This window comes from Ancylobacter amanitiformis, from assembly GCF_030814815.1.
In the GTDB taxonomy this organism is placed as follows: Bacteria; Pseudomonadota; Alphaproteobacteria; order Rhizobiales; family Xanthobacteraceae; genus Ancylobacter; species Ancylobacter amanitiformis.
In genome coordinates this window covers 149,089-170,357 of sequence record NZ_JAUSVR010000009.1, presented here as the reverse complement: position 1 = coordinate 170,357, position 21,269 = coordinate 149,089, and the positions used below count along the sequence as shown (strand labels likewise).

Genomic DNA, 21,269 nt, shown 5'->3' with positions numbered 1-21,269 from the left:
CGTTCATTGCGCGTGCAGCGCGGCGAGGATCTCCCGCCGCAGGAGGGCGTTCGCCTCGTCCGACAGATGCACCTCGTCCGTGGCGAAGCGCGCGGGCAGAACCGCCGCGCCACCCGATAGTATCCCGTCCGCATCGATCACCGTGACGCCGGGGCCGGCCAGTGCGCGCAGGCGCACATTGGCGGCGGCGACGAGTTCCGCGACGCCCGCCGGCCAGATCGGCCAGCGGATGAGGCGAACCGCCGCCGGGCGGACGATGGTGAGCAGAACCACCTCGATGCCGGCGGCGCGCGCCTGCCGGACGAAGTCGGTCAGGTTGGCGACCGTGGCGTCCAGCCCGGCATGCGTCTGCCCGGGCAGGGCGGCGGCGGCGACGAGATCGTTGATGCCGGCAAACAGCACCACCGCACGCGGCGCGAGGCCCACCACGTCCTGTGCGATGCGGTAGCGCATCTGCGCCGTGGTCTCGCCGCTGATGGCCCGCTCGACCCGCTGCCATCCCTCGGGCGCGGCGAGGCGCAACTGCACGGCGCGGGAATCGCCGAAGATCACCAGCCGGGGCGCGCCGGTGTGCGGCAGCGCCGCGTTGGCCTCCCGGAACACCCGGTCGAATACCGGCTCCAGCCGCAGGCGCGCCCGCTCCAGAAAAAAATAGTCGAGCCCGCGCCCCGCCAGCAGCGCCGCCAGCGCCAGCCCGACGGCCATGAAAGCCAGTGCGCCAATGGCTGCGCCGCTCGCCCGCATCGTCCGTCTTCTCATGCCTGACATAAAGACATCTTTATATCGTTATTGTATTCACCGATCCGGGCTGCTAAACCCGGCGCAATCCAACCGCCCGCAAGTTCCGCCTCAAGGCAGAAGGGACGCCATTATGGCTATCGCCAGCGAATATATCGTCAAGGACATCAGCCTCGCCGCTTTCGGCCGCAAGGAAATCGAGCTCGCGGAAACCGAGATGCCGGGGCTGATGGCCATCCGCGCGGAGTATGGCCCCTCGCAGCCGCTCAAGGGCGCGCGTATCGCCGGCTCGCTGCACATGACCATCCAGACCGCGGTGCTGATCGAGACGCTGAAGGCGCTGGGCGCGGATGTGCGCTGGGTCTCCTGCAACATCTTCTCGACCCAGGACCACGCCGCCGCCGCCATCGCCGCCGCCGGCACGCCGGTCTTCGCCTTCAAGGGCGAGACGCTTGTCGAGTACTGGGACTACACCGCCAAGCTGTTCGACTGGCACGGTGCCAAGGAGGGCGAACTCCTGGTGCCGAACCTGATCCTCGACGATGGCGGCGATGCCACCATGCTGGTGCATTACGGCCTGCGCGCCGAGAATGGCGACACCGCTTTCCTCGACACGCCCGGCTCCGAGGAGGAGGAGATCTTCTTCGCCCTCATCAAGAAGCTGCTGGCGGAGAAGCCGAAGGGCTGGTTCGCCCATGTCGCGACCTCGATCAAGGGCGTGTCGGAAGAGACCACCACGGGGGTGCACCGCCTCTACAAGCTCGCCGAGCAGAACAAGCTGCTGTTCCCGGCGATCAACGTGAACGATTCGGTGACCAAGTCGAAGTTCGACAATCTCTATGGCTGCCGCGAGTCGCTGGTGGACGCCATCCGTCGCGGCACCGACGTGATGCTGGCCGGCAAGGTGGCCTTCGTCGCCGGCTTCGGTGATGTCGGCAAGGGTTCCGCCGCCTCGCTGCGCCAGGCCGGCGCGCGCGTCATCGTCTCGGAAGTCGATCCGATCTGCGCCCTGCAGGCGTCGATGGAGGGCTATGAGGTCGCGACCATCGAGGACGCGTTCTCCCGCGCCGACATCTATGTGACCGCCACCGGCAACAAGGACATCATCACCGTCGACCACGTGCGGCAGATGAAGGACCGCGCCATCGTCTGCAACATCGGCCATTTCGACAACGAGATCCAGGTCGCGGGTCTCAAGAACTTCAAGTGGACCAACATCAAGCCGCAGGTGGACGAGATCGAGCTGCCCTCGGGCAATCGCATCATCCTGCTGTCGGAAGGCCGGCTGGTGAACCTTGGCAACGCCATGGGCCACCCCTCCTTCGTGATGTCGTCCTCCTTCTCCAACCAGACGCTCGCGCAGATCGAGCTGTGGGCGAACCCGGACAAGTATGACCGCAAGGTGTACACGCTGCCGAAGTTCCTCGACGAGAAGGTGGCCGCGCTGCATCTCGACAAGCTGGGCGTGAAGCTCACCAAGCTGCGCCCCGAGCAGGCCGACTATATCGGCGTGCCGGTCGAGGGCCCGTTCAAGCCCGATCACTACCGTTATTGAGCGAGGGCCGGCTTGTCTGCCGGCTTTTCCTGCCGATGATGCGCAAAGGCCGGGCATGTGCCCGGCCTTTGTCATTCCCGCGCCGTCGCGCCGCGGCGAAGCCTGTCGCGTCAGTTGCTGGGCGGGTCGACCTTGATGCCGCTCGGGCCGAGCTTGATTTCCAGCGAGTTCTTGTCTTCTTCGTGCTGCTGATAGGCATAGACGCCCACCGCGCCAAGCGCGACGAGCAGCACGGCGACGAGCGCATAGAGCGCATTCCGGTTCATGTCCCACATCCCTCCGAGGTCGTGGGTTAGGAACGTCGGGCGGCGCTCTTTGTTCCGAGCGCGCGCGGGCGCGACGTGCGCGGGCGCCTTACAGGTCCTTCTGCATGAAGACGAGATCGAGCCGCTGGCCGAACTTGGTGCCGATGCCGGGCATGAAGGCGGTCTGCACGAAGCCGAGCCGCGCGTGCAGGGCGATGGAGGCGGCATTGCCCGCCGTGATGCCGCCGATCATCACCTTCTTGCCGAGCGCGCGGGCCGGCTCGAACAGGGCGCCGACCAGCTGGCGGCCGATGCCCCGGCCGCGCGCGGCCTGCGCGACATAGACCGAATGCTCGACGCAGACGCGAAAGCCGTCGAACGGGCGGAAATCGCCGAAGCTCGCATAGCCCAGCACCTGCTCGCCCTCCGTCGCCACCACGATCGGATAGGATTTGGCGCGGCGATCCGTGAGCCAGGCGCGCCGGTTGGCGAGGTCGGTCGGCGTGTCGTTCCAGATCGCCGTCGAATTCAGCACCGCGTCATTGTAGATGGCGAGCACGCCGGGAAGGTCGTCTTCGTTTGCGGGGCGCAGGTCCATGATCATCTCCGTCGTCGCCGTGCGGCGCCTTGTTCGGTCGCGGTTCGGCGCCAGCGCCGTGGCCACGCCGCATTTGGCCTTATAGTCGGATTTGGCGGTGCCGACGCTGGAATGCGGGCGGCGCCTGCCCATATCACATGAAGCGGGATATCCGCCGAGGAGGAAAGACCCAAGAGATGAGTTCGACCGATCCGTTCGATCGCATGCGATTCACCGTTCGCCGGGTGAGCTGGTGGCAGGTGGCGATTGTCGTCGCCGTGGCGCTTGCCGTCGGCACCGCGCTGGCGCTGGTCGCGGCCAGCGTGTTCCTGGTGGTCTTCCCCGTCGTGGCGATCGCGGGGCTGGCCTACCGGCTGTTCGGCCGCCGCCCCGCCGCCCGTCGCGAAGACGGCCCCAACGTCATCGAGGCGGAATACCGTGTGCTCTCCCCCGAGGAGGCCGCGCGCGAGGCCGATCCGCGCTGGAGCCCGGACCGGCGCCTGCGCTGACGCTCACTTCTCGACGAAGGCCTTTTCGATCACGAAGTCGCCCGGCTCCGTGGTCGAGCCCTCCTCGAAGCCGCGCTCCTTGAGAATCACGCGCATGTCGTCGAGCAGCTGCGGTGAGCCGCACAGCATGACGCGGTCATCCTCGCGGGCGAGCGGGGGCAGGCCGAGATCGGCGAACAGCTTGCCCGAGGTGATGAGGTCGGTGATGCGGCCCTGGTTGTGGAAGGGCTCGCGCGTCACGGTCGGGTAATAGACCAACTTTTCCAGCACCAGTTCGCCGAAGAACTCGTTATCGGGCAGTTCCTCCTCGATCAGCTCGCGATAGGCCAGCTCGGCAACCGTGCGCACGCCGTGGACCAGGACGACCTTGTCGTAATTCTCGTAGGTCTCGGGATCCTTGATGAGGCTGAGGAAGGGCGCCAGCCCCGTGCCGGTGGCGAGCAGGTAGAGCCGGCGGCCGGGCACCAGATAATCGACCAGCAGCGTGCCGGTCGGCTTGCGCCCGACAATCACCTCGTCGCCCACCTTCAGGTGCTGCAGCCGCGAGGTCAGCGGGCCGTTGGGCACCTTGATGGAGAAGAATTCCAGCGTTTCCTCGTAATTGGCGCTGGCGATGGAATAGGCGCGCAGCAGCGGCTTTCCCTCCACCTCGAGGCCGATCATCACGAACTGGCCGTTCTTGAAGCGCAAGGCCGGATCGCGCGTGGTCGTGAAGGTGAACAGGTTGTCGGTCCAGTGATGGACGGATAGAACGCGCTCGCGGTGAAGATTGCTCATTTACAATCCATCTAAGTGAAAACTTCCAACATCCCGGAAGTCCATGTAATTCTCGGGCCCCGGTTTACTGCGCATTCACGCCGCTGTCGACCCTTGCTTGCGGGTGCCGGGGGGCGACGCAACATGAACCCTGCGTACCGCTTCGGCCATGAGGCGGGTCAAGTGGGCGGGTCAAGCAGGGGGTCGGGCGGGCGGGTCGGGCTGGCCAGCCCGAGCGGGCGGATCGGTCGAGGGGACGGGACAATGTTCAGCCATATCATGGTCGGCGCGCGCGACATGGCGCGGATGACGGCGTTTTACGAGGCGGTGCTGGCGCCGCTGGGGCTGGTGCGCGACTTCACCTATGAGGATACCGGGCCGGCGGGCGCCACGTGGATCGTGCCCGGCCGGCCGTGGCAGCAATTCTTCGTGCAGTTCCCGTTCAATGGTCTGCCGGCCACCTGGGGCAATGGAGCGCAGGTGAGCTTCGCCGCCCCCACGCCGCAGGCCGCCGCGGCGGCCTGGCGGGCGGCCATGGAGAATGGCGGCTTCGACGAGGGCGCTCCGGGTCTGCGCCCGCATTACGGCGCGGATTATTACGCCGCCTATTGCCGCGACCCCGAAGGCAACAAGCTGTGTTTCGCGCACACGGCGGAGCTGGCGCGTTCGGGGATTGCCGCGGGAACGTGACAGGGCCGCGTGAGCGCTGCTTGAGGGCGCGTGGCGTCAGGTTCAGCTGCCGGAGGCGGCCGCCAAATCCTGCTCGCGCTTGTGGCGGTACATGGCGAAATCCGCGCGCTTGACCACCTGTTCCAGCCGCTCGCCGGCGACGCTGGTCGCCATGCCCATGGAGAGCGAGAGCGTGGTGGCGGAATAGAACTGGTTGTTCACCCCGAGCAGCTGGTCGATATTCTCCATCACCGCGAGGCCGCCGGCCGCGTCGGTGCCCGGCAGCAGCAGGGCGAATTCGTCGCCGCCGATTCGCGCGGCGCAATTGGGCCGGTCGATCGCCTTGGCAAGCACTTCGCCGGCGCGCCGCAGCAGCGTGTCGCCGGCGGCGTGGCCGAGCTGGTCGTTCACCACCTTCAGATCGTTGAGATCGACCATGATGACGGTGACGGGGAAGGGGCCCTTGCGCTCCAGCCGGTTCAGTTCGTCGGCATAGAAAGAGCGGTTGTAGAGTTTGGTGAGCACGTCGTGCTTGCCGAGATATTCGAGATAGGCCTCGGCCTTCTTGCGCGCGGTGATGTCGGTCAGCGACACCTGCACCAGCGACCAGTCCTGTTCGTGGCCAGGCAGAACCGAAAACTGCAGGTGGACGAAAAGTTCGTCCCCCGCCAGCGTGAAATTCACCACTTCGCGCTGGTGGAACAGCTTTCCGTTCCACAGGTCGATCAACTGCTCGCGGAAATGGCGGTGCATGTCCTCGCGGAACACCAGCCCGATATTGGCGATGAGTTCGCCCTTGCTGGTCGCCCCGAACAGTTCCAGCGTGTGGCGGTTCACATCCACCACGCGCACCTCGCTGATGCAGCGCTCGACGAATTCGGGGTGGACATCGGTGAACACCCGGAGGTCGGCGATGCCGCGCTGGCGCAGGTCATCGATGAGATGCTTGACGCTGGAGAAATCCTCCACCCACAGCGATACGGGGGAATGCTCGAACAGGCCGCGGGCATAGATTTCCGCCTGTGCCGCCTGGCGCCGGGCGGTCTCGCGCTCGGTCACGTCCTCGATCGACAGCAAGATCCGACCGAACGTGTTCTCATGGCCGGGCAGTACCGTGCCCTTGAGCTGGATATCGAGGCGCTGGCCGGACAGCGTGTAGTTGACCGTGTTGCTGACGAAGGTCGAGGAGCCGCTCCACAGCTGGCAAAGTTCGTCGACGAAGGTCTTGAGCATGTCGGCGCGGAACACCTGGGGCAGATTGGCGACCAGGTGTTCGAGGCTGTCGGCCTCGTAAAGGGCGAGCGTGCGCTGGTTGACCCTGAGGACGCGGATGCACTCGGCGCATTGCTGCACCTTGTGCGGATGCGCGCGCAGGAAATCGCGCAGCGAGGTCACGCCCTGTTCGCGCCAGGAATCGAACAGCGCCTTCAGCTCCGTGTAGTCCTCCAGCCACAGCGAGATCGGCGCCAGTTCGAACATCAGCGCGTAGTCGCGGCGATCCGTCTCGGTGGGCGTCATGGCCTCGTGGGGAAGATGAAGCATGCTGCAACAAGCCGTTTCTGTCGCGGTTCCCGGCAGGGAGGGGCCGTGAGGTCGGGTGGTTATATGTACAGGTATAACCGATCGCGCTCCGCTTGTGACCGCCTACTCTCGAGGGGCGCCCCCCGAGATTCGGCCCGAGAACGGCAACATGGCACCTTCGATGCCCGGCGCCGTTGCGTGAGCGCTCTCAGGCGGCGGAGACGCGGCCCTCGCTGTGGCGCGGCGCGCCATAGCGCCGGGCGGCCTCGATCGCCAGCCCGGTGCCGACCGAGCCAAACGTGTCGCCATCCACCACGCGCGCGCCCGGCAGCGCGGCGACGATGGCGGTCCGCACATGATTGAGCCGGGTGGAGCCGCCGGTGAGGAACAGCGCGTCGATCGCCTCCGGCTTCAGCCCCGCCTGAGCGAGGCAGATGGTGACCCGCCGGGCGATGCGCGCGGCAAGTTCCGAGGTGTGGCCGACCAGTTCGTCCGGCGTGAGCCCCACCGAGAGGCCCGCTTCCAGCCAGGCGAGGTCGACCTGCGCGCGCGGTGTCTCCGCGAGGGCGATCTTGGCCTCTTCCGATTGCATGGCCAGCGTATGGCCGCGCTGCTCCTCGATGACGCGAATCAGCCGTTCCACCAGCGCCGGCTGGCCCGCCTCGCGCCGCACCTCGTTGAGTTCGCGCACGGTGCGGGAGGTGTAGAGCCGGTTGATGCTCGACCAGGTGGCCAATTCGTGGAAATAGCCGCTGGGCACGTCGCGACCCGGCCGCTTCATCGGGCTGCGGTAGCCCAGCAGCGGCATCAGAGCGCCGAGGCTGAGATGGCGGTCGAAATCCGTGCCGCCGATGCGCACGCCGTCATTGGCGAGGATGTCATCCGCGCGCTCGGTGCGGGCGTGGCGGGCGGGGCCGAGGCGCACGATGGAAAAGTCCGAGGTGCCGCCGCCAATGTCGGCGATGAGCGCGATCTCCTCGCCCGCGACCTGCTGTTCATAATCGAGCGCGGCGGCGATCGGCTCGAACTGGGTCGAGACCTCGCGGAAGCCGATGCTGGCGGCGATGGAGATCAGGGCCTCTTCCGCCCGGGCGTTGGCGGCCACGTCGTCGTCGACGAAGAAGACCGGCCGGCCCATCACCACCTTGTCGAGCGCCGCGCCGGTATCCTGCTCGGCCCGGCGCTTCACCGTGGCGATGAAGTCGCCGATCACCTCGCGGAAGGCCACGGCGCGGCGGCCGATCTGGGTTTTTTCCTCGATCAGCGCGCTGCCCAGCACCGCCTTGAGCGAGCGCATGAGCCGGCCATCCTCGCCGGCGACATAGCGCGCCATGGCGGCCCGGCCGATGGTGAGCTGGCCGCGCGGATCATAGAACACCGCGCTCGGCACCGTGGTCTTGCCGTCTTCCAGCGGGGCGAGCATGGGGGCTCCGCCGCGCCAGATGCCCAGCGTGGTATTGGACGTGCCGAAATCGAGGCCGCAAAACCCCATGGGGACGCTCTCCTGCAAAAGGGGGCCTCGTTAAAGCTTCCCGCGTGATTGTTCAATTGACGTCCGGTTGAGGAGCCGGCACACGGAATGAAACAAGCGGAGGACGCGCCATGACGTTGCACAACTGGACGATGAAGCACTCGATCGCCGTCATCGTGATCACCCTGCTGGCGGTGGGCGCGTTCCTGTTCAGCTGGACCTGAGGCCCCACCGGCCGCCGCGCCTTCTGGCCCGCGCCTTCTGGCCCGCGCCTTCTGGCCAATGTCACATCCACACTCTATCTAGGGCGGATGAAACTGACGTAACGGATGCCGGGCACGTGTGCCGGCGGGCCGTGGGGGAGCAGCGTTCGCCGTGCAGCGCGATCTTTCGTCCGACGAGGACGCACCGGGTGCCGAAGAGGCGCCGCCGGACGATACGACCCGGCTGTCGCAGATCCTGAACCGGATCGCCAGCGACAGCACGCAGGAGCGCATCGCCATCGGCGATTTCCTGCGTGTCATGCAGGAGCGCGCATTTGGACCGCTGCTGCTGATCTTCGCCCTGCCCAATGTCATTCCCACGCCGCCGGGCACTTCCACGGTGCTGGGGGCGCCGCTGGTCTTCCTCACCATCCAGCTGGCTCTCGGCCGCTCGCCCTGGCTGCCGCCGCTGATCTCGCGCCGTTCCATCGCGCGCAAGGATTTCGCCGCCTTTGTCGCCAAGGCGACGCCGTGGCTCGCCCGAGCGGAGCGGCTGCTGCGCCCGCGGCTCGGCCTGTTCGCCCATCCCCCGGCGGAATATGTGGTCGGCTTCATCTGCTTCGTGCTGGCGGTGGTGCTGATTCTGCCGATCCCGCTCGGCAACATGCTGCCGGCGCTGGCCATCTGCATCCTGGCGCTCGGCATATTGGAGCGTGACGGGATCTGGATCCTGATCGGCGCGGTGGTGGCGATCGCCTCGCTCGGGCTGGTGTCCGGCGTGGTCTGGGCCTTCGTGAAGGCCGGGCTGTACCTTCTGCACAGCTTCATCGGTTGAGCGCCGGGCATGGCGCCGTCCCGTGGCGGCCGCTCAGGCGACGGCGCGCGCGGTCGTGCGGCCGCGCCGGGCATGGCGGGCCGATCGACGATCGGGAGTGCGCCGGGGGAGCTGCCGCCCGCCCGAGGAGCGTCTAGCCCCAGGCGCTGGAATTCTCCAGCGCGCGGCACAGCATGGTGAGGCATTCCTGGGCCTGCGCCTTGCCGGCGTCGTCGGCGTGCAGCCGCTCGGCGAGATCGCGCAGATCGCGAATCGCGACATCGACGGCGGTGAAGATGTCGAGATCGCCATAGGCGTCGGCCTCCGTATCGGAAGGCTCGGGCCGGGCGGGAAAGGGAATGACGTTACTCATTACCGGGAACTCGTGGTCGGAACTGCGGCGGGGGGCGAGGTGGGCGCCGGCACGCGCACGCGGGAATCGCCTGGCTGCCGGTCTGACGACCTTGCGCGGAATAGGTTAACGCCGTCCTCCCGACGGGCAATACCGGATCTGCATTCAATTTTCTAAGTGAATGCATATTGACTGCATATTTATATGCATTGATTTCTTGACATTGTATGCATTCCTGACCATTTTCCGGGGTGGCGGAGCCTCCGCCAGTGCCGGGCCGCACAAGGCTCAGATGCGGGAGACCCAGATGGCGACGTCGGATTGGCCGAAGCTTTCGCCCTTTGAATGCGGCGTGCGCGGCTGCTGCCCGCGCTGCGGACAGGGCAAGCTGTTTCGCGGCTTCCTGACGCTGGCGCCGAGCTGCGAGGTGTGCGGGCTCGATTATTCCTTCGCCGATCCGGCGGATGGCCCGGCCTTCTTCGTCATCTGTTTCGGCTGCGTGCCGTCGGTCGTGTTCGGCCTGTGGATCGAGATGGCCTATCAGGCGCCCTATTGGGTGCATCTGGTGACGACGGTGCCGTTCATGCTGCTGACCTGCATACCCCCGCTGCGGCCGCTGAAGGGCTGGCTGGTGGCAAGCCAGTATTATTACAAGGCGGAGGAGGGGCGTCTGGTCGCCCCCGAGGCGCCTCCGCCCTCAGTCCTGCGCGGCTGAGATTGCCGGAGCGCCGGTGGCGGCGAATCGGGACGGGCGCATGCTCGCGGCCCGCAGATCCTCGCCGCAGGCCTCCGAGGCGAGATAGGCGAGTTCGCGCTCGCGCGGCTCCAGCAGCGGATCGAGGCGGCGCAGTTCCTCGTCGACCGTGCCGGGGTGGCAATGCACCAGGATGCGTGCGCCCGGCCCCGCGAGGCTGGCGCGAAACACCTCGCGATAGGCCGGCACGGGCCCGAAATCATACAGGCCGCGAAAACTGTCATTGACGGCGAAGCCCGCCCGCGTGGCCGCGCGCGCGCTGCCCAGGCCGAGCGTGCCGATGATCATCGCCTTGCGCCAACCGAGGCGGCGCCGGCGCGCCCAGGTGGCCGGCTCGGTGCAGTTGCGCAGCCAGAGGGCATGGCCGGGATAGCGCGTGGCCAGTTCCGCGATCACGATATCCCTTATGCCCGGCAAGACGTGGGCATGCTGATGGCCGTCGAGAAAGTCCGGCGGGGCGTTCCAGGCATCCTCGAACGCGTCGAGCTGGGCGCGCAATTCGTCGCGGATCGCGGCGCGGGGCAGCGCTCCCGCCAGCGCGCGCGCAATCAGCCCGCCGATTTCCGGGAGACGCCCGTCGCGGGCGAGGCCGCGCGCCGGTGACAGCGCGCGCTGGCCGGTCAGGGTGAAGTGAAGGCCGACATCGGCGGGGTGGGCGCGCACCAGCGCCTTGAAGTCGCCAGCCCGCCGGCGCCAGCTGGGCAGTCCGCTCATCGCGCCGGTTGCCGAAAGCCGTCCGCGCTCGATCAGGGCTTCGATTGCATCGCAAATACCCATGCTCAAGCCGTAATCATCGGCGCAAACTACTATCGCCTTCAGGTCGTCATCCATGCGTATTAGGAAGCCAAACAAATATCACAATCGGACTATACGTGATCATGGGCTTCGATAAAGCAAAAATTGCCCTAGAAATTTCGACGGTCGCCTGTCGCCTCGGCAGGTATCAAGTAAAGATGGCCTTGCCATTATGTCGAGCGCTGCCCAAAGGTCGCCCCATCTTATTTCGGTGGTTGTGCCTGTATATAATGAGGCTGCCTGCCTGGAATCTTTGCATGCGCGCCTCTCGGCAGTGCTGGATTGTTATCCCGGGATGCAGCGTGAGTTCGTCTTTATTGACGACGGCAGCCGGGATGGCAGTTTCGATGCGTTGACCGATCTGGGTCGGCGCGATCCTGCCGTTAAGGCACTGCGTTTTGCCCGCAACTTCGGCAAGGAATCGGCCATGGCGGCTGGCCTCAGGGCCGCGGCCGGCGATATCGTCGTGCTGATGGATGCCGACCTGCAGCATCCGCCCGAGGTCATTCCCGAGATGATCGAGCGCTGGAAGGCCGGCGCCCAGATGGTCATCGCGGTACGCCGGTCGCGCAGTACCGATCCCTTGCCGCGCCGGCTGTTCTCGCGTGGCTTCTACCATTTCTTCCACGCCCTCAGCGAAGTGAACATCCCCGAGGGCGCCGGTGATTTCCGCCTGTTCGACCGTCGCGTGGTCGACGCCATCAATGCCCTGCCGGAGCGTAACCGCTTCATGAAGGGCATCACCAGCTGGGTCGGCTTCCGTCAGGAGGAGATCGAGTTCGAGGTGGCCGAGCGCGTCGGCGGGGTCAGCTCGTTCAACATGATCGGGCTGCTGCGCTACGCGATCGACGGCCTGTCGTCCTTCTCGATGGTGCCGCTGCGCGTGTGGTCCTTCGTGGGCGTCGTCCTCGCCCTTCTGTCCGGCCTTTACGGCGTTTACCTCATCGGCGAGGCGCTGTTCTTCGGCGTGCGCACGCCGGGCTTTCCGACGATCATGGTCAGCATGCTGTTCGTCTCCGGCGTGCAACTCATCAGCCTCGGCGTGATCGGCGAATATGTCGGCCGCATCTTCACCGAGGTGAAGCGGCGCCCGCTCTATCTTGTCGCGGACGAGATCGGCTTCGCGGCGCCCGCTGCGGTTTCTTCTGCGTTCGTCTCCTCCTCCGCCGTCTCTTCCGCCGCCGTCTCCCCGGTTGCCGCCCCTGCCGCCGATCGGCGCGTCCCCTCGCTCGTGCCGGATGGACTTGTCTCGTGAGCCTTCACAGTTCGCAATTTCCCGCCGTGGCGGCAGCCCGGCCCGCTCCGCTCGCGGCGCGTGCCGTGGCGCGGGCCTGGCGGTCGGTCACGCTCACGCGCGCCGTGAGCCTTGCCGTGTTCGCGGCGGTGGCGGCGTTCATTCTCCTCACCTTCCGCGATTACGGCATCAGCAATGACGAACTGGTGCAGCATACCTATGGCGAACTGCTGATCGCCTGGTACGCCAGCGGCTTCACCGACGACCGGGCGTTCCACTACATCAACCTGTTCCTCTATGGCGGCCTGTTCGACATGATCGCGGCCGGCCTGCAGCACCATGTGCCGCTGCCGGTCTATGAATGGCGTCATCTGCTCTCGGCCGGGTTCGGCTTCATGGGGCTGATCGGCGTGTGGCGGCTCGGCAAGCTGCTCGGCGGCGAGAAGGCGGGCATCGTTGCCCTGCTGCTGCTGGCCTTTACCGGCATGTATGGCGGGGCGATGTTCACCCACACCAAGGACGTGCCCTTCGCGGCGGCGATGGTGTGGAGCCTGTATTTCATCACCGTGCTGGTGGCGCGGCTGCCGGATCTGCCGAGCTGGCGCGTCATCGTCGGGCTGGGCGCGGCGGTGGGCTGCGCGCTCGGCCTCCGGGTCGGCGGCGTGTTCGCGGTGTTCTACCTGCTGGTGACGGTCGGCGCGGGCGCGCTGGTGTTCCGCAGCGTGTGGCTGCCATTCCGGCTGCTGCCGCGGCTCATCGTCTCGGGCCTCGTCGCCCTCGCCATCATGGCGGTCACCTGGCCGTGGTCGGTGCTGCCGCCCAGCAACCTGTTCAAGGCCATGGGCGCCTTCAACAATTTCTCCTTCGACCTGTCGACGCTGATCAATGGCAAGCTGGTGCCGATCGACCAGATCCCGTCGACCTACATGACGGAATATCTCCTTATCAAGCTGCCGGAGCTGACGCTGTTCGGCATCGTCGTGGCGCTGGTCGCGGCGGCGTTCGCGCTGGTGCGGCTGCTGCGCCAGGGGGCGGTCGCGGAGGCGGTGGTGGAGGCGACCGCCCTGCATCCGCGCCGGCTCGTCGCCTTCCTGCCGCTGCTGCTGGCGATCGGCACGCCGGTCGTCTTCACCCTGCTCGACGGGCCTCCGCTCTATAACGGCATCCGGCATTTCCTCTTCGTGATCCCGCCGGTGACGGTGCTGGCGGCGCTCGGCCTCACCGCCGGCTGGCGCCTCCTGTGGCCGCGCTCGCGGGCGCTGGGCGTGGGCTTCGCGGCGGTGGCGGCGGCGCTGTTCGCGCTCAATGCGGCGAGCCTTGTCCGGCTGCACCCTTACGAATATGTCGCCTATAACCAGCTGGTCGGCGGCACACCCGGTGCCTGGGGCCGTTTCGAGGGCGACTACTGGTCGTCGAGCCTGCGCGAAGCGGCGCTGGACCTGCGCAAGGGGCTGGACCACGAGGAAGCCATCGCCGCCGTGCACATGCCCCACCGCTACAAGGTGGCGGTATGCGCGGAGGACCTGCAGGTCTCCTCCTATCTCGGCCCCAATGTCGACATGGTGGATGACTGGGACGAGGCGGACTTCCTGCTGACCGCCACCAATATCGGCTGCGACGACGCCAAGGGCATGCCCTATGCGACGGTGAGCCGGATGGGCATTCCCTTCGCGACGGTGACGGACATGCGGGCGGGGCACAAGCCGGTGGGGCAGGAACTGCCGGCGGACGAGGATGGCGATGACGACATCTTCGCGCCTTCTCCCAACGCGCCTCTGGTTTCCTCGCTTGGGGAAGCCGGCCCGCAGGTGGCGAAGGCCAAGCCCTGACAGGGCGGTGTGCCGGAGATGTGACCCAGATGGAGCACGCTGTGGATAGCCGGGCCCACGGGATGCCGGAGACGAAGCCGCCGAAGCCTTCGGGCCTCGACCGGGCCGCTCTTCTGGCACGGCTGCGCCATATCCTGCTGTTCGCGGCGCTCGGGGGTGTCGGCACGGCGGCGCATTACGCGGTGCTGATCACGCTGGTACAGGGCGGCCTGGCCGGCCCGGTCGCCGGCTCGACAGCGGGCTTTCTCGTCGGTGCCCTCGTGAACTATCAGTTCAGCCGCCATGTCGTGTTCCGCTCCGCGAAGCCGCATCGCGAAGCGATGACCAAGTTCTTCCTGGTCGCCGGCGTCGGTCTCCTGCTGAATGCCGGGCTGATGGCGCTCATCGCCGGCCGGCTGGGCGTGCCCTATCTCCTCGCGCAGGTCGGCGTCACCGGGCTGCTGGTGCTCTGGCATTACGGCGCCAATGCCGTCTGGACCTTCCGCGAGAAGGGCGTGCCGGCCGCGCCGACCAATGGTGGACGCTGATACCGCGGCCCCGCGCGGGCGACTGGCGGCTTGACTCTTGGGCTGGAACGAGTCGTTTTAGCAGGAACAAAACATGAACAATCAGGAGCGCGCAGCATGGACACCGTCCGCGATATCGCCGCGCTGAGGCAGATGCTCGCCGGATTGGAGGCGGCGCGCCTGCCCGGCATGGCCGATGGTTTTTCCCTCGGTGCCGGCGGGCCGGAGCGGGCGGGCGTGACGCTGGCGCGCGGGGCGCTGCATGAAGTGCAGGCGGCACGCGGGGCCGACCTGCCGGCGGCGGCCGGCTTCACCCTGGCGCTGGCGCTGCGGGCGAGCTTTGCCGGCACGGATATGGGTACGCGGCCGCTTCTGTGGATAAGGCAGGACGCGGCCGAGGCCGAATTCGGCCGTCCCGAGGCGCGGGGCCTCCAGGCGCTCGGCCTCGATCCGGCGCGGCTCGTGCTGGTGCGCGCGCCCGATGCCACCGAGGTGCTGCGCGCGGCCGGCGACAGCGTGCGCTGCGCCGGGCTCGGCGCCCTCATCATCGAACCTTTCGGCGAGCCTCGGGCGCTCGACCTCACCGCCACGCGGCGCCTGTCGCTGCGGGCGGCCGCGTCGGGGGTGACGAGCTTCCTCCTGCGCATGAGCGCGCGCGCCCTGCCCACGGCGGTGGCGACGCGCTGGCAGGTGGCGCCGGCCGCTTCCACGCCCGGGGAGGCCAATGCGCCGGGCGCGCCGGCCTTCACCGCCACGCTGCTGCGCCATCGCGGCGGGGAGGGCGCGCGGCCGGTGGAGGGCGGCACCTGGAATCTGGAGTGGGACCATGAGACATGTTCCTTCCGCGACCTCGCCGCGCTATCTCGCGCTGTGGTTCCCGTTCCTGCCGGCCGACCGGCTGGAGCGGGTGCAGCGGATGCGGAGCGGGGGACGCGGCGCGGGGTCGGGGATGGCCTTATCGCCGCGTTCCGCCGCACCGGCTGAAGGCGCACGGGCGCCGGATCCCCTTGCCCCGCCGCCGCGCGTCTTCGTCGAGAAGGCGAAGAATGCGCTGCGTCTCGCCGCTGTCGACCGTGCGGCGGCGCGGCGCGGGCTCGCCCCCGGCCTGACGCTGGCGGATGCCCGCGCGCGCCTTCCCGATCTGGCGGTGGTCGATCACGATCCGGTGGCCGATGCCGCCTTTCTCGAGACGGTGGCCGATGATTGCGACCGCTGGACCCCGCTGGTGGCGCTCGACGCGCCGGACGGGCTGGTGCTCGACATTACCGGCTGCGCGCATCTGTTCGGTGGCGAGGCGGCGATGCGCGTGCGGCTGCTGGCGCATCTGCACCGGCACGGGCTCGGCGCCGGCGCCGTGGTCGCCGGCACGCCCGATGCCGCGCGGGCGCTGGTGCGGGCGGGGCGGGGCGGCATCGTCGCGCCGGGCGGGGAGGCGCGCGCGGTGGCGCCGCTGCCCGTCCTGCGGCTCGGCGTCGACGAAGCCGTGGTGACGGGGCTGTCGCGCGCGGGGCTGAAGACCATCGGCGACCTTGCCGAGCGCCCGGCCACGCCGCTCGCGGCGCGCTTCGGCGCGGAATTGCTGACCCGGCTCAACCGCACGCTGGGCCATGAGGATATCCGCATCGTGCCGCGCCGGCCGCTGCCGGCGGCCATTGCCGAGCGGCGCTTTGCCGAGCCGATCGCCCGGGCGGAGGATATCGAGGCGACGCTGGCGCTGCTGGTCGACGACCTCGCCTTGATGCTGGAAGCGCGCGGGGAGGGCGGGCGGGCCTTCGAGGCCGCGTTCTTCCGCGCCGACGGGGCGGTGCGCCGGCTGACCATCGAGACGGCGCGACCCTCGCGCGATGGTGCCGCGCTGGCCCGGCTGTGGCACGAGAAGATCGAGGCGCTGGCCGATCCCATCGATCCAGGCTTCGGCTTCGATCTGGTGCGCCTCGCGGTGCTGCGCGCCGAGCCGCTCACCCCCGCCCAGGTGAGCCTGGACGGGCGCGCGGTCGAGGAGGAGGAGGTGGCCGCGCTCATCGACCGGCTCGCCGTGCGGCTCGGACGCGAACGGGTGCTGCGCGTGCTGATGCGCGACACGCATGATCCCGGCCGGGCGAGCGCGCTGATCCCCGCCGCGCAGGCATCGGCCACGTCACCCACCCTCTCGCTCGCCCTCCCGGCGGATCTGCCGCCGCGCCCGCTCAGCCTGTTCGACCCGCCCCAGCCGATCGAGGCGCTGGCCGAGGTGCCGGATGGCCCGCCCTTGCGCTTCCGCTGGCGGCGCGTGGTGCACGAGGTGGCCCGCGCGGAGGGGCCCGAGCGCATCGCCCCGGAATGGTGGCGCCTGCCGGAGGGCACCGCGCTGCCCGCGACGCGCGACTATTACCGTGTCGAGAACCGCGAGGGCCGTCGCTTCTGGCTGTTCCGCGCCGGGCTCTACGGGCGTGAGAGCGGGGAGCCGCGCTGGTTCCTGCACGGTCTGTTCCCATGAAGGCACGTCCCAGGATGCCGGTCCCATGAAGGCAGGTCCCATGAAGGAACGTCCCAGGATGCCGGTCCGCGCGCGCCAGGCCTTGGCCATGTCCGCCCTCGCGCATCGTCGCCGGCCGGCCCGCGATGGCGCGCGCGGACGATCCCGGCCGCACGGCGGGGGCGGGGAGGACGCGAACCTCCCGGCAAGGAGCCGGCCGTGAGCGCCGCCTTCTTCGCGGAGATGGTTTGCGCCTCCAATTTCTCCTTCCTGCGCGGGGCGTCGAAGGCGTCGGATCTGGTCGCGCAGGCGCTGCTGCTCGGCCATGGCGGCCTCGGCATTGCCGACCGCAACACGGTGGCGGGCGTGGTGCGCGCCCATGCGGCGCTGAAGGAGGCGCGGGGGCTCTATGCCGGCTTCTGGAAAGCCCGGCGGGAGGCGCCTGAGGCAGAACGGGAGCGCGGCGAGAGCGCCCTGCGCGAGACGCCGCCCGCCGCCGGTCCGAAAAGACCCCGGGTGCCGCCCTCTCCCGGGCGGGCCGGCAGCGACCGGAAGGCGGCTGGGCAGGAGGCTGGGCAGGAGGCTGGGCAGGAGGCCGGGGAAGAGGCCGGGGAAGAGGCCGGGGAAGAGGCTTTCCCGCGCTGCCTGCGGCTCTCGGCGGAAGCGGCGGCCGATGCCGGCCTTCACCCCGCGCTGCCCTTCACCCTGGCGGTCGGGGCGCGGCTCGCCTTTGCCGATGGCACGCCCGACATCCTCGCCCATGCGCAGACGCGCGCCGGCTGGGCCCGGCTCTGCCGCCTGCTCACGACGGGAAACCTGCGCGGCGCCAAGGGCGAATGCATCCTGCGTCTCGAGGACCTGCTCGGCGATGCCGGCGGCCTCTCGCTCATCCTCCTGCCGCCCCATGACATGCCGGCCGGCGGGGTCTCGGGCCTGCGCCCCGTGCTCGGCGCTCTCGCGCAGGCCGCGCCCGGCGCGCTCTGGCTCGGCGCGACGATGGCGCGACGAGGCGACGACCGCCGGCGTCTCGCCCGGCTGAAGGCACTGGCGGCGGAGGAGGGCGTGCCGCTGCTCGCCACCAATGACGTGCTCTACCACCACCCGAATGAGCGCGACCTGCAGGACGTGCTCACCTGCATTCGCGAGGGGGTGAGCCTGGAGGCGGCCGGGCGCCGGCTGCACGCCAATGCCGAGCGCCATCTGAAGCCGCCGGCCGAGATGGCCCGCCTGTTCCGCGACGCGCCGGAGGCGGTGGCGGAGACGCAGAACTTCCTCGCGCGCATCGATTTCTCGCTGGACGAACTGAAATACGAATATCCGGAAGAGCCCGTGCCGCCCGGCCACACGCCGCAGCAATGGCTGGAGACGATGACCTGGCAGCGCGCCGGGTTGCGCTATCCCGAGGGCGTGCCGGCAAAGGTGGAGCGCCAGCTCGCCACCGAACTCGCCCTCATCGATGAACTCGGCTATGCGCCCTATTTCCTCACCATTCGCGACATCGTGGATTTTGCCGAGCGCCGGCGCATCCTCTGCCAGGGGCGGGGTTCCGCCGCCAATTCCGCCGTCTGCTATGTGCTGGACATCACGGCGGTCGATCCATTCGACAATGAGCTTCTCTTCTCCCGCTTCATCTCCAAGGAGCGCGAGGAACCGCCGGATATCGACGTCGATTTCGAACATGAGCGGCGCGAGGAGGTGATCCAGTACATCTACCAGCGCTATGGCCGCGACCGTGCCGGCATTGTCGCCACGGTCATCTCCTATCGCCCGCGCAGCGCCATCCGCGATGTCGGCAAGGCGCTGGGCCTCACCGAGGACGTCACCGCGCGTCTGGCCGGCACGGTGTGGGGCAGCTGGGGCGCGGACATCCAGGACAGCCAGGCGCGCGAGGCGGGGCTCGACCCCGGCAACCCGATGGTGGCGCGCGCGGTCCGCTTCGCCACCCGCCTCATCGGCTTTCCGCGCCATCTCTCCCAGCATGTCGGCGGCTTCGTGCTGACGCAGCACCGGCTCGACGAGACGGTGCCGATCGGCAATGCCGCCATGAAGGATCGAACCTTCATCGAATGGGACAAGGACGACATCGACACGCTCGGCCTGCTCAAGGTCGACGTGCTGGCGCTCGGCATGCTCACCTGTATCCGCAAGGCGCTGGACCTCCTGCAGGCGCATGAAGCCACCGACTGGGGGCTCGCCGAGGTGCCGAAGGAGCAGGCGGATGTCTACGCCATGCTGCAGAGGGGCGATTCCATCGGCGTGTTCCAGGTGGAGAGCCGGGCGCAGATCAACATGCTGCCGCGCATGAAGCCGCGATCGCTGTACGACCTCGTCATCCAGGTGGCGATCGTGCGGCCCGGCCCGATCCAGGGCAACATGGTGCACCCCTATCTGCGGCGGCGGGACGGCACGGACCCCGTCGCCTATCCCTCGCCCGGCCCGGCTCATCCCCGCGATGAGCTGAAGGACGTGCTCAAGCGCACGCTGGGGGTGCCGCTGTTCCAGGAACAGGCGATGAAGCTCGCCATGGTGGCCGCCGAGTTCACGCCGGAGGAGGCGAACCGGCTGCGCCGGGCGATGGCGACCTTCCGGCATCACGGCACCATCGGCAAATTCCAGCACATGCTGGTCGAGCGCATGGTGGCGCGCGGCTATGAGCGTGCCTTCGCCGCGCGCTGCTTCGAGCAGATCCGGGGCTTTGGCGAATATGGCTTTCCCGAGAGCCATGCCGCCTCGTTCGCCAAGCTGGTCTATATCTCCGCCTTTCTCAAGTGCCGCTACCCCGCCATCTTCGCGGCGGCGCTGCTCAATTCGCAGCCCATGGGCTTCTATGCGCCGGCGCAGATCGTGCGGGATGCCGGCGAGCATGGCGTCGAGCTGCGCGCCGTCGACGTCAATTACAGCGTGCACGACAATACGCTGGAACGCGACGCGCCCGGCGTGCCGCTGGCGCTCAGGCTCGGTTTCCGCCAGATCGACGGGTTCAGCGCGGCGTGGTCGGAGCAGCTCGCGCAGGCGCGGGCGGGGGGCTTCTTTGCCGATGTCGAGACGTTGGCCCACCGCACCCGCCTGCCGAACGCGGCGCTGCGCAAATTGGCCGATGCCGATGCTTTCCGCTCGATGGATATTGACCGGCGGGAGGCTGCCTGGGCGGTGCGCCGCCTGCCGGACGACGCGCCGCTGCCGCTCTTCGCCGCCGCCGATGCGCGCGAGCTTGGCGCGGATCTCGATGCGCGGCTGCCGCTCATGCCGCTGCCCGAGCAGATCGCGGTCGACTACCAGACGACGCGGCTCTCCCTCAAGGGCCATCCGATGGGCATGCTGCGCGACCTCTTCGCCGCCGAGGGCGTGTTGTCGAGCACGGGTGTGGCGGGCGCGCGCGACGGGGCGCTGGTGCGCGCCGCCGGCGTGGTGCTGGTGCGCCAGCGGCCGGGCAAGGGCAATGCCATCTTCATGACGCTGGAGGACGAGACTGGTATCGTCAACGTGCTGCTCTGGGCGCGCCAGTTCGAGCGCTACCGCGCGCAGGTGATGGGCGCGCGCCTCGTCGTGGTGGAAGGGCGGGTGCAGAAGAGCAAGGAGGGCGTCGTCCATGTCATGGGCGAGCGGGTGATCGACCGCTCGGTGGAACTCGCCCGGCTGTTCGAGGATGTGCGCGATCTGCCGCGCCCGCAGGTCGATCCGGGCCGGGATGAGCGGGTGGATGAGCGGGAGCGGGGAAGGTCGGGGGAGGGCCATCTTCTGGCCGGCCGGCGCTCCGGCCATGGCCATCCGCGCCAGGTGCGCATCCTGCCGAAATCGCGCGACTTCCATTGATGGCGCCGGGAGTGTGGACCCGACGTCCTCGCCGTCGATCTGTCGCGCGCGGTGCAATCGATGCTAGAGCATGTCCGGTGAATGCGGGTTCGCCAAAATGCTCCAGCCATCTCGGCGCGTTTCGTCCCGCGGGTTCACGATGGTGGATGATCGGGCGCGGTGGCGCCCCACGGGATTGATGAGGAGACTTCCATGGCCGGCCGTTTCGACGATTGGGAAAAGGACGACAATGGCCATCTGAAAGTGTGGCCGATGCTGGCCTTCACCACCGCGCTGTTCGGCACGGAAAAGGTGGGGCTGCGCCTTGAGATCGGCACGCAGGCCCCCAAGCCCGGCGAGCCGGTGCCCGCGCTCCAGCTGGTGCTCGATCCCGCGCAGGTGCGCCAGCTCGCCGATGCGCTGGCCGAGGCCGAGGCGCGCCTCGCCAATGCGCATTTCGCTGGGCTCGGCACGCCGGGCCACGGCTGAAGGCC

The 21,269-nt window shown here is 68.4% G+C and carries 20 protein-coding genes; 12 read left to right on the top strand and 8 right to left on the bottom strand.

The features are described from left to right. Positions 1 to 3 precede the first annotated feature (3 nt). The gene (locus QOZ99_RS14680; RefSeq protein ID WP_306890730.1) at positions 4 to 744 is read right to left on the bottom strand and encodes an SGNH/GDSL hydrolase family protein; all 741 of its coding nucleotides are present in this window, start codon (positions 742 to 744) and stop codon (positions 4 to 6) included. Between the two features lie 127 nt (positions 745 to 871). On the opposite strand from QOZ99_RS14680, the gene ahcY reads away from it, so the two are divergent. Beyond that, a complete protein-coding gene (gene ahcY / locus QOZ99_RS14675; RefSeq protein ID WP_306890729.1) occupies positions 872 to 2,293 on the top strand; it encodes an adenosylhomocysteinase in 1,422 nt (473 codons plus the stop codon). Between the two features lie 110 nt (positions 2,294 to 2,403). On the opposite strand, the gene QOZ99_RS14670 is transcribed toward ahcY, so the two are convergent. Further along, positions 2,404 to 2,559 (bottom strand): hypothetical protein, encoded by a 156-nt coding sequence (locus QOZ99_RS14670; protein WP_306890728.1) that lies wholly within the window; start codon positions 2,557 to 2,559, stop codon positions 2,404 to 2,406. Positions 2,560 to 2,647: 88 nt separating this feature from the next. Further along, the gene (locus QOZ99_RS14665) at positions 2,648 to 3,136 is read right to left on the bottom strand and encodes a GNAT family N-acetyltransferase (RefSeq protein ID WP_306890727.1); all 489 of its coding nucleotides are present in this window, start codon (positions 3,134 to 3,136) and stop codon (positions 2,648 to 2,650) included. A 176-nt stretch (positions 3,137 to 3,312) separates the two neighbouring features. Here QOZ99_RS14665 and QOZ99_RS14660 point away from each other — a divergent pair, with 176 nt between their 5' ends. After that, positions 3,313 to 3,624: a hypothetical protein gene (locus QOZ99_RS14660; protein WP_306890726.1), complete on the top strand. Its 312-nt coding sequence runs from the start codon at positions 3,313 to 3,315 to the stop codon at positions 3,622 to 3,624. 3 nt (positions 3,625 to 3,627) lie between these two features. On the opposite strand, the gene QOZ99_RS14655 is transcribed toward QOZ99_RS14660, so the two are convergent. After that, entirely contained in the window at positions 3,628 to 4,401 is a 774-nt protein-coding gene (locus QOZ99_RS14655) for a ferredoxin--NADP reductase (protein WP_306890725.1), read from the bottom strand. 243 nt (positions 4,402 to 4,644) lie between these two features. Here QOZ99_RS14655 and QOZ99_RS14650 point away from each other — a divergent pair, with 243 nt between their 5' ends. Then, a complete protein-coding gene (locus QOZ99_RS14650) occupies positions 4,645 to 5,070 on the top strand; it encodes a VOC family protein (protein ID WP_306890724.1) in 426 nt (141 codons plus the stop codon). Positions 5,071 to 5,112: 42 nt separating this feature from the next. Here the strand turns inward: QOZ99_RS14650 and QOZ99_RS14645 are convergent, their stop codons facing one another. Continuing rightward, the gene (locus QOZ99_RS14645) at positions 5,113 to 6,591 is read right to left on the bottom strand and encodes a sensor domain-containing diguanylate cyclase (RefSeq protein ID WP_306890723.1); all 1,479 of its coding nucleotides are present in this window, start codon (positions 6,589 to 6,591) and stop codon (positions 5,113 to 5,115) included. 187 nt (positions 6,592 to 6,778) lie between these two features. Further along, positions 6,779 to 8,062, bottom strand: a complete 1,284-nt coding sequence (locus QOZ99_RS14640) for an Hsp70 family protein (protein ID WP_306890722.1) — start codon at positions 8,060 to 8,062, stop codon at positions 6,779 to 6,781. Positions 8,063 to 8,416: 354 nt separating this feature from the next. Here QOZ99_RS14640 and QOZ99_RS14635 point away from each other — a divergent pair, with 354 nt between their 5' ends. Continuing rightward, positions 8,417 to 9,079, top strand: a complete 663-nt coding sequence (locus tag QOZ99_RS14635) for an exopolysaccharide biosynthesis protein (RefSeq protein ID WP_306890721.1) — start codon at positions 8,417 to 8,419, stop codon at positions 9,077 to 9,079. 133 nt (positions 9,080 to 9,212) lie between these two features. Here QOZ99_RS14635 and QOZ99_RS14630 read toward each other — a convergent pair whose 3' ends face one another. Then, positions 9,213 to 9,431: a hypothetical protein gene (locus tag QOZ99_RS14630; protein WP_306890720.1), complete on the bottom strand. Its 219-nt coding sequence runs from the start codon at positions 9,429 to 9,431 to the stop codon at positions 9,213 to 9,215. A gap of 286 nt (positions 9,432 to 9,717) precedes the next feature. Here QOZ99_RS14630 and QOZ99_RS14625 point away from each other — a divergent pair, with 286 nt between their 5' ends. Next, the gene (locus QOZ99_RS14625) at positions 9,718 to 10,125 is read left to right on the top strand and encodes a DUF983 domain-containing protein (protein ID WP_306890719.1); all 408 of its coding nucleotides are present in this window, start codon (positions 9,718 to 9,720) and stop codon (positions 10,123 to 10,125) included. Here the strand turns inward: QOZ99_RS14625 and QOZ99_RS14620 are convergent. Further along, positions 10,108 to 10,941, bottom strand: a complete 834-nt coding sequence (locus QOZ99_RS14620) for a ChbG/HpnK family deacetylase (RefSeq protein ID WP_306890779.1) — start codon at positions 10,939 to 10,941, stop codon at positions 10,108 to 10,110. The genes QOZ99_RS14625 and QOZ99_RS14620 overlap by 18 nt on opposite strands. 190 nt (positions 10,942 to 11,131) lie before the next feature. On the opposite strand from QOZ99_RS14620, the gene QOZ99_RS14615 reads away from it, so the two are divergent. From QOZ99_RS14615 to QOZ99_RS14585, 7 genes are all read left to right on the top strand, one after another. After that, positions 11,132 to 12,214 (top strand): glycosyltransferase family 2 protein, encoded by a 1,083-nt coding sequence (locus tag QOZ99_RS14615; protein WP_306890718.1) that lies wholly within the window; start codon positions 11,132 to 11,134, stop codon positions 12,212 to 12,214. Next, the gene (locus tag QOZ99_RS14610) at positions 12,211 to 14,022 is read left to right on the top strand and encodes an ArnT family glycosyltransferase (RefSeq protein ID WP_306890717.1); all 1,812 of its coding nucleotides are present in this window, start codon (positions 12,211 to 12,213) and stop codon (positions 14,020 to 14,022) included. The genes QOZ99_RS14615 and QOZ99_RS14610 overlap by 4 nt, the downstream gene beginning before the upstream one ends. A gap of 29 nt (positions 14,023 to 14,051) precedes the next feature. Then, positions 14,052 to 14,549 carry a GtrA family protein gene (locus QOZ99_RS14605; protein WP_306890716.1) on the top strand — a complete coding sequence of 166 codons (498 nt, stop codon included), beginning with the start codon at positions 14,052 to 14,054 and terminating at the stop codon, positions 14,547 to 14,549. Between the two features lie 96 nt (positions 14,550 to 14,645). Beyond that, positions 14,646 to 15,512 carry an ImuA family protein gene (locus tag QOZ99_RS14600; protein WP_306890715.1) on the top strand — a complete coding sequence of 289 codons (867 nt, stop codon included), beginning with the start codon at positions 14,646 to 14,648 and terminating at the stop codon, positions 15,510 to 15,512. Continuing rightward, a complete protein-coding gene (locus QOZ99_RS14595) occupies positions 15,445 to 17,004 on the top strand; it encodes a Y-family DNA polymerase (RefSeq protein ID WP_306890778.1) in 1,560 nt (519 codons plus the stop codon). The genes QOZ99_RS14600 and QOZ99_RS14595 overlap by 68 nt, the downstream gene beginning before the upstream one ends. Positions 17,005 to 17,226: 222 nt before the next feature. Next, on the top strand, positions 17,227 to 20,796 hold the full coding sequence (locus QOZ99_RS14590) for an error-prone DNA polymerase (RefSeq protein WP_370876864.1): 3,570 nt from the start codon (positions 17,227 to 17,229) through the stop codon (positions 20,794 to 20,796). 192 nt (positions 20,797 to 20,988) lie between these two features. Continuing rightward, positions 20,989 to 21,264 (top strand): hypothetical protein, encoded by a 276-nt coding sequence (locus QOZ99_RS14585; protein ID WP_306890713.1) that lies wholly within the window; start codon positions 20,989 to 20,991, stop codon positions 21,262 to 21,264. Positions 21,265 to 21,269 lie beyond the last annotated feature (5 nt).

Excerpts from the sequence above, each read along its gene's own strand:
- QOZ99_RS14680 (WP_306890730.1), bottom strand. The coding sequence starts at position 744 with ATGCGGGCGAGCGGCGCAGCCATTGGCGCACTGGCTTTCATGGCCGTC.
- ahcY (WP_306890729.1), top strand. The coding sequence starts at position 872 with ATGGCTATCGCCAGCGAATATATCGTCAAGGACATCAGCCTCGCCGCT.
- QOZ99_RS14670 (WP_306890728.1), bottom strand. The coding sequence starts at position 2,559 with ATGAACCGGAATGCGCTCTATGCGCTCGTCGCCGTGCTGCTCGTCGCG.
- QOZ99_RS14665 (WP_306890727.1), bottom strand. The coding sequence starts at position 3,136 with ATGGACCTGCGCCCCGCAAACGAAGACGACCTTCCCGGCGTGCTCGCC.
- QOZ99_RS14660 (WP_306890726.1), top strand. The coding sequence starts at position 3,313 with ATGAGTTCGACCGATCCGTTCGATCGCATGCGATTCACCGTTCGCCGG.
- QOZ99_RS14655 (WP_306890725.1), bottom strand. The coding sequence starts at position 4,401 with ATGAGCAATCTTCACCGCGAGCGCGTTCTATCCGTCCATCACTGGACC.
- QOZ99_RS14650 (WP_306890724.1), top strand. The coding sequence starts at position 4,645 with ATGTTCAGCCATATCATGGTCGGCGCGCGCGACATGGCGCGGATGACG.
- QOZ99_RS14645 (WP_306890723.1), bottom strand. The coding sequence starts at position 6,591 with ATGCTTCATCTTCCCCACGAGGCCATGACGCCCACCGAGACGGATCGC.
- QOZ99_RS14640 (WP_306890722.1), bottom strand. The coding sequence starts at position 8,062 with ATGGGGTTTTGCGGCCTCGATTTCGGCACGTCCAATACCACGCTGGGC.
- QOZ99_RS14630 (WP_306890720.1), bottom strand. The coding sequence starts at position 9,431 with ATGAGTAACGTCATTCCCTTTCCCGCCCGGCCCGAGCCTTCCGATACG.
- QOZ99_RS14625 (WP_306890719.1), top strand. The coding sequence starts at position 9,718 with ATGGCGACGTCGGATTGGCCGAAGCTTTCGCCCTTTGAATGCGGCGTG.
- QOZ99_RS14620 (WP_306890779.1), bottom strand. The coding sequence starts at position 10,941 with ATGGGTATTTGCGATGCAATCGAAGCCCTGATCGAGCGCGGACGGCTT.
- QOZ99_RS14615 (WP_306890718.1), top strand. The coding sequence starts at position 11,132 with ATGTCGAGCGCTGCCCAAAGGTCGCCCCATCTTATTTCGGTGGTTGTG.
- QOZ99_RS14605 (WP_306890716.1), top strand. The coding sequence starts at position 14,052 with ATGGAGCACGCTGTGGATAGCCGGGCCCACGGGATGCCGGAGACGAAG.
- QOZ99_RS14600 (WP_306890715.1), top strand. The coding sequence starts at position 14,646 with ATGGACACCGTCCGCGATATCGCCGCGCTGAGGCAGATGCTCGCCGGA.
- QOZ99_RS14595 (WP_306890778.1), top strand. The coding sequence starts at position 15,445 with ATGCGGAGCGGGGGACGCGGCGCGGGGTCGGGGATGGCCTTATCGCCG.
- QOZ99_RS14590 (WP_370876864.1), top strand. The coding sequence starts at position 17,227 with ATGGTTTGCGCCTCCAATTTCTCCTTCCTGCGCGGGGCGTCGAAGGCG.
- QOZ99_RS14585 (WP_306890713.1), top strand. The coding sequence starts at position 20,989 with ATGGCCGGCCGTTTCGACGATTGGGAAAAGGACGACAATGGCCATCTG.